Below are 6,174 nucleotides of genomic sequence, written 5' to 3' on the forward strand. Positions count from 1 at the left end.
GGCCCCGACCACCCGAACACCCTGACCACCCGGAACAACCTCGCCTACTGGCGGGGGCAGGCGAGAGCCAACGTGTCCGGTAACGAACGTTCGTGACACACGAAGATCCGAAGGATGTTGCCGCAGGTCGGCCGTGTAACGCGAGCCATGTACGCGCCTATGTCACGTGCAGGCCCGATTGCGAGACACAGCACGGATCGGTCCGATCATGACCGCGACATAGTAATCGAAGGATTGCCCGGTCCCCGGGTTGTCCGCGATGACGTCCGCAGGGCTCTGTGCGGCTGCCCGAGCGGGACGGTTGGCAGCATGGCGGCGCTGGTGGTCACGAGATGGTTCGGTGCGGCCAACTGCGCGCGCACTGGAGTGTGACCAGGTGGCCGGTGGCGCCGTCGGGGTCTGTGGCGAGGTCGCGGGCCAGCGTCCCGCCACCACCCGAGGCGCGCTGCTGTCGTCTGGCGTCGGCGCGACTACCCAGAAAGAGTGGGCCCGCCGGTCAGCCGGCGGGCCCACATCAGCCTTACCCCTTGATCACGCCACGGAACGCCCGCACGGCGACGGCGACGTCGCGCAGCCCAGCGGTGCTGCCGCTGCGCACAACGACGAACGCGCACAGCGCGAGGTAGGAGACGAAGCAGACGACGGGTAACCCCCGCCATCACGAGCGCCATAGAGGAGGTCTGAGAAKGGTCAGAGTGGGTAGCTCGACGGTGTCCGGAGCCTCGGTACAGGAGGCTGGCGATGGTCGAGCGACGGCGGTATCCGACCGACCTCTCCGATGCCGAATGGGAGTTGATCGCTCCGCTGATTTCCGGTCCCAAGCCCGGGGGTCGGCCGCCGGCGCATGAGCGCCGGGAGATCGTGAACGGGTTGGCCTATTGGATACGGGCGGGGTGTGCCTGGCGGTTGTTGCCGCATGACCTGCCGCCGTGGCAGACGGTCTACCACTACTGGCGGTGCTGGCGGATCGAGGGCCGCTGGGAGCAGATCCTGGCCCGGCTGCGGGAACGCGACCGGGTCGGTGGCGGCCGGGACCCGACCCCCGGGGCGGGCGTCGTGGACAGTCAGAGCGTGCGCGCCACTGACCGGGGCGGGCTGCACGGCTACGACGGCGGCAAGAAAGTCCCTGGTATCAAGCGCCATCTGCTCGTCGACACTGGCGGGACCGTGCTGGTGGCCTGCGTCAGCCCGGCCAACGTGGACGACCGCGAGGCGGCGATGGTGGTCCTGTCCCGGGCCCGGGACCTCTTCACCCGGCTACGGCGTGTGTGGGCTGATCAGGGCTACCGCGGCCAGCAGTTCTGCGACTGGGCCGAAGACGCGGTCGGCGTCGACGTCCAGATCGTCTCCCGCCGCGACGGCGGATTCCGCCATACCTGGGCCCCGGTCGGGGCACCTCCGCGACAGGTGCCGGCGTTCGCGGTGGTGCCGTGCCGGTGGGTGATTGAGCGGACGTTCGCCTGGCTGGGGAAGTACCGCCGCCTGTCCAAGGACTACGAGTACCTGACCGCCACCGCCGAGAACGCCATTTATCTCGCGATGAGCATGATCCTGCTCCACCGGCTCACCGGCGCGCCGCTGTGACCCTTCTCAGACATCCTCTAGCCGTGGTAAATGGGACCAGACTCGACCTCAGCAGCGTGTCGCGAAGGCCAATAGGGGTGCGCCCTTTACCCTGGTGACTGTGGGCCTTCCGGACGCGAAGGCTCCAGCGCCAGCTATCTTTCGCGACGGCTGTCTGGAGGATCTAGATAAGCCATGGAGCCGCAGGATGTAACTGACGGTCTACATCGGGACGATCCGACGATCCCTGCCGTAAACGGTGCGAAGGGCAGGCGTATGTCAGGATTGCAGGTAACTGGAAATGTTATTCTTGTTGAAGACAGCAGACGTGCAGAAAATGTTGTCATAGCTCAAGTCGCAGGCGATGCAACCACTTTCTCGGCGGTGGCCAACTGGGGCGACGGAACCACCGACACTGAGGCTAAGGTTGTCTCCACTGGGGTAAGAAGCTTCGTGGTGGTCGGCAGCCACCACTTCGATGAACCGGGTGACTTCGTTGTCACCATCCGGCTTAGCAACAACGATCTCACCACGTACGTTGCGACCRCAAGCGCGCTCGTCGGTTCCTCCCGTCTTAGGTTTGCCTGCCGCGCCTTCCGGCGACTTGTCGGCCGGCCAGCCCGGAACCGAGAGCTCGATGAGATTGCGGGCGAGACGAACGACGCCGTCCTCAACTCGATCGTGGCGACCAAATATTTCAGAGAACGCATTGTTCGCGATGTCTACGGACGGCTACTCGCTAAGGTGCCCGATCAGGCTGAATTGGAGCAGGGCATTGAGATCGTAGCGGCGGCAGGGACAGCGGCTCTAACCGCACAGCTTGCAACCTCCGACGAGTACTTCGACCGGAGAGGCTATGCTCGGCCAGCCGGTGTTGTAAACGCGTTTTATACAGATCTACTGGGACGGTCGCCAACCTCCGAGGAGAGCGCAAACGCCCTAACCGCGGCCGCTGAGCCCGCCCAGCGCGCCGAACTAGTCGCACGACTTCTGCGTTCTCCGGACGCGGGCGCACAGGCGGCACAACTGGCGGTACGCGCTTATGCTGGCCGCGCCCCTTCCCCGCAGGAGATCGCCGATTGGCTGACTAACGGACGAGTCTGGCCCGAGGCCATTGCAGTTGCTCTGGGCAGGGTGATGCCAGAGTCGTTCCCCGGAGACCCCGATGGCATCCCGGACGGCGCCGTCGCGGACCTTGCTATACAGGCCGGTTTCGAACTCCCCGATGAGGTTGTTCAGGGTCTTGTATCCTTTGTCGGTCGTTTGGTTTCCGACCTATTCCCCGGGCTACCTCTACGGGTGGAGAGCCTGGTCGGGCAGGGTCAGACTCTTGTTGCTGCGTGGATAGCACCACCGAGCGACGACTCAATCCGGGCGTGGATGACACGAACATCCGGAGATGGCAAAATCATCGCCGGCGCCGAGACATTCGGCTTTTTCGCTTCACTCGCATTCTTGAAAAAAGGAGCACAGCAAGTATTTGAGGGATTTCCGAAGCGACTTGACACCAATGGTGTTCCGAATCCTGACGGGGATGTGTCGCTCACTGGAATCGATGTCGAGTTGGATGCTGCCCATCAGGCTGTTGTAACTCATGTATCAGGGGTGTATCTGATCCCCGTATTCGGCGCCACCTATGGGGTTCGGTTTACAGATCACATTCGCGATCAGTTTGGTGCCGAAACCAGGATGAGCCGCGACTGCGCCGGAACGATGTCAACCAGAATACGGATCGAGGAAAGTAACTCGCGCGATTGGAACGGCGAAGATTGGGCTGGGGCGGCCTTCCTGGGTGCCGTGTTCTTTGTGCCTGGGGGCATTGAAATTGCGACCAACGTTATCTCTGCTTACACATCCCATGGTGGCGGTGGCGGTGGCGACGGTGACGTAAGTGGGAGTGGCCTCGGAGCAGTGTTCGCCGACCGCCTGCCGCGCTCGCTACTGTTTAACGGACTCAAATTGGTCCTCAACTACTCTAATAGCGAGGTTGGTGGCTCCGGMCTCACTCTGCGAGGAACGCACGGCTTGGCTGCACCAGTACCCTCAATCAGCATTGACGGCCCTACCTTCATCCCGTTCTTCCTCGGCGGACCTGGGATGGTCAGGGTGACCTACTCGCTACATATGCCTCTCTGCGACGTCCCCGGTGGGCTTTCTGTCATCTGGAGGCTGGGKAACGATGTTACTGGCAGGACCAATACGGATTCGCCGGAAGTTGCCGTCAATATTCCCGCGCCAGGTATCCGGGTTGGTTCAACCGGAAGACGTACACTGACCGCGTCGGTCGAGGATAAGAACCGAACGGTTGCGACTGCGACGCTCGATATCCATACGCAGCTCCAGCCTCGTCAACCGCTGCCGCCGCGACCTCCTGGATACCTGGGAGCATGGCCGCCGCCCGGCCTCTGGCCTCCAAAGTGAGGTATGCCAACTTCGGGAGGTCAGGTTCGTCTTCCAATCACGGTGTGGGGTGCCGGAAGTGCGCCACCGGGGTTGACCTGGGTCTTTAGGCGGCCCGTTCGTATTCGTTGATCAGTCCGCCGAGGACAGGTCGGCGCCTGATCCTTTCCGCCGTGAGGTCGGCGATGGGATGGTCGGGTCGAGGCGGTTGAAGCTCGAGGGCACGGTGGGGGCGTCGTCCGTTGTAGTGGCGCGCGTACTCGGTCAGGACGGTTCGTAGGTGCCGTTCGCTGGTGATCATCATGCGGTCGGTGACCTCGGCGCGGACGGTACGGACGAACCGTTCCGCGTAGGCGTTCGCGCGGGGAGCCTGAGGCGGGATCTTGACCGCGGTGATGCCGGCGTCGGCGAGGACCGCGTCGAACGAGGCGGTGAACTGTCCGGCGCGGTCGCGGACCAGGAACCGGAAGTCGGCCGCCCGGTGCCCGAGGTCCATAAGGAGGTTACGGATCTGCTGGGTGGTCCAACGGCCCATCCGGATACGCGGTGACTCCGAGGAGGTGAACGTAGCGGGTACCGACTTCCATGGCAAACAAGCAGTACAGGCGCCGCAGCGTCACGGCGCAGTCCACGTGGAAGAAGTCAACGGCCAGCATGGTCGAGGCCTGGGCGTGCAGGAACTGTCGCCAGGTCGAGTCGGTCTGCCGCCGCGGTGCTGGGGGCAGCCCGAGGGACTTCAGGACGCGGCGGATCGTGGACGCGCCGACTCGATGGCCGAGCTTGCGCAGCTCGCCCTGGATCCTCTTGTATCCCCACGTCGGGTTCTCGGTGGCGAGCTGTTCGATCAGCGCAGTGATCTCCGCGCTGATCGGCGGTCGTCCGGTCCGGCGGTGATAGGTCCACTTCCTGGCGACCAGGCGGCGGTGCCACCGCAGGACGGTGCCGGGAGTGACCAGCCGGTGCATCCGTAGCCGTCTCGGCAGCCGTCGGATCAGAGCGGCGAGTACGGCCCGGTCCGCCCAGTCCCATCGAGGACGCGACTGGGTGCGGCGCAGCACCGCGACCTCGTGCCGCAGCACGAGCAGCTCGATGTCTTTCGATGCTGACGATCGACCGAGCAGGACGAGCCAGCCACACACCCTGGCGAAGATCAGGTAGAGCAGGCGTACGGACATGTTGACCATCATGCCGGCGGCGGGTCCGTGGCATCGTCCCAGCTCACAGGCCCAGGCCGACTTTCCGCACCCCACAGGCCACGCGCGCCCGCCGCCAGGCCGCGCTCACCGCGTTCTTCGCCTGGGCGGTGCGCCACGACCTCATCGAGGCCACCCCCATGACCCGCCTCGACCGGATCACCGTGCCGGCCCGACAGCCCCGCGGCGTCGACCCGGCCCGCGTCGAGCACGTCCTGGCCGCCATCCCCGCCAGCCGGCTCCGCGACCGGGTCCTGTTCAGCCTGATCGCCACCACCGGGTTGCGCGCGTCCGAGGCTCTCGGCGCCTACGTCGAGGATCTCGAGCTCGACCGGGACAACGAGCACCTACCGTCACCGCCAAGGGCGGCCGCCGCCGCACCGTCCTGCTCGACGACCCCGCCCTGCTGGCCCTGCTGCGCCGTTACCTGCGGACCACCGGCTACATCCGTGGCCCGCTGTTCCGCGCGTCCAAGAACAGCGTCGGGGGCCGCTGCGCTACGCCACCGCCGAAGAAGCCTGGACCAACTACTGCGCCACCGCCAGCGAGAAGATCAGCCTGCACCAGCTGCGGCACACCCACGCCACCGAGCTCGAACTAGGCAATGTTGCATCTGATGCAACATTCGGCAGTTTCTGTGATCGCCCGCGAGCGGGAGTTTCTGTGCCAGTGGGGTTTCTTCGCGCGGGCTGACGACATGGGCGACATGCCGTCTGACCTGCTGTGATCACTCCTTCGATGCATTCGATGACAGATTGCGGCGTCTGGTGACGTTGCGTTCGGTGCCGCGATGTGGCGGCTGGCGCAACGCGTAGGGAGACGCTGATATGYGGTCGAGGACCGCGGGCACGGCGGCGCTGGCGCTCGTGGACGGCGCGACGYCGCTGCGGGCGGAGCCGGTGCTGTTCGACGAGATGCTGGCAGGTTTCCGCCGCCAGCAGGTCAGCCGCCGGCTGAGCTCGTCGCTGATCGACGGCCGGGAACGGGTGGTGCGCCGTTTCCAGGCGGCCAGCGGCAG

Annotated in this window: 3 protein-coding genes and 2 pseudogenes; 3 read left to right on the forward strand and 2 right to left on the reverse strand. The window is 65.1% G+C overall.

Translation table 11 applies throughout. From position 1 onward, the window contains the following. Positions 1-741: 741 nt before the first annotated feature. Together BCD49_RS39770 and BCD49_RS43345 are read left to right on the forward strand one after the other, a co-directional pair. Positions 742-1,584 carry an IS5 family transposase gene (locus tag BCD49_RS39770; RefSeq protein WP_007512761.1) on the forward strand — a complete coding sequence of 281 codons (843 nt, stop codon included), beginning with the start codon at positions 742-744 and terminating at the stop codon, positions 1,582-1,584. A 174-nt stretch (positions 1,585-1,758) separates the two neighbouring features. Next, positions 1,759-3,984, forward strand: a complete 2,226-nt coding sequence (locus BCD49_RS43345) for a hypothetical protein (protein WP_131803666.1) — start codon at positions 1,759-1,761, stop codon at positions 3,982-3,984. Positions 3,985-4,069: 85 nt separating this feature from the next. Here the strand turns inward: BCD49_RS43345 and BCD49_RS39775 are convergent. Together BCD49_RS39775 and BCD49_RS39780 are read right to left on the reverse strand one after the other, a co-directional pair. Further along, positions 4,070-5,138, reverse strand: a pseudogene (locus BCD49_RS39775) (integrase core domain-containing protein). Positions 5,139-5,146: 8 nt separating this feature from the next. Next, on the reverse strand, positions 5,147-5,503 hold the full coding sequence (locus tag BCD49_RS39780) for a hypothetical protein (RefSeq protein WP_027140383.1): 357 nt from the start codon (positions 5,501-5,503) through the stop codon (positions 5,147-5,149). Between the two features lie 480 nt (positions 5,504-5,983). On the opposite strand from BCD49_RS39780, the pseudogene BCD49_RS39785 reads away from it, so the two are divergent. Beyond that, positions 5,984-6,174, forward strand: a pseudogene (locus BCD49_RS39785) (tyrosine-type recombinase/integrase); the annotation flags it as partial.

Source organism: Pseudofrankia sp. EUN1h (assembly GCF_001854645.1).
Lineage (GTDB): Bacteria > Actinomycetota > Actinomycetes > Frankiales > Frankiaceae > Pseudofrankia > Pseudofrankia saprophytica.

Bases quoted from the DNA above. Each gene is read 5' to 3' on its own strand.
- BCD49_RS39770 (WP_007512761.1), top strand. From the start codon at position 742: ATGGTCGAGCGACGGCGGTATCCGACCGACCTCTCCGATGCCGAATGG.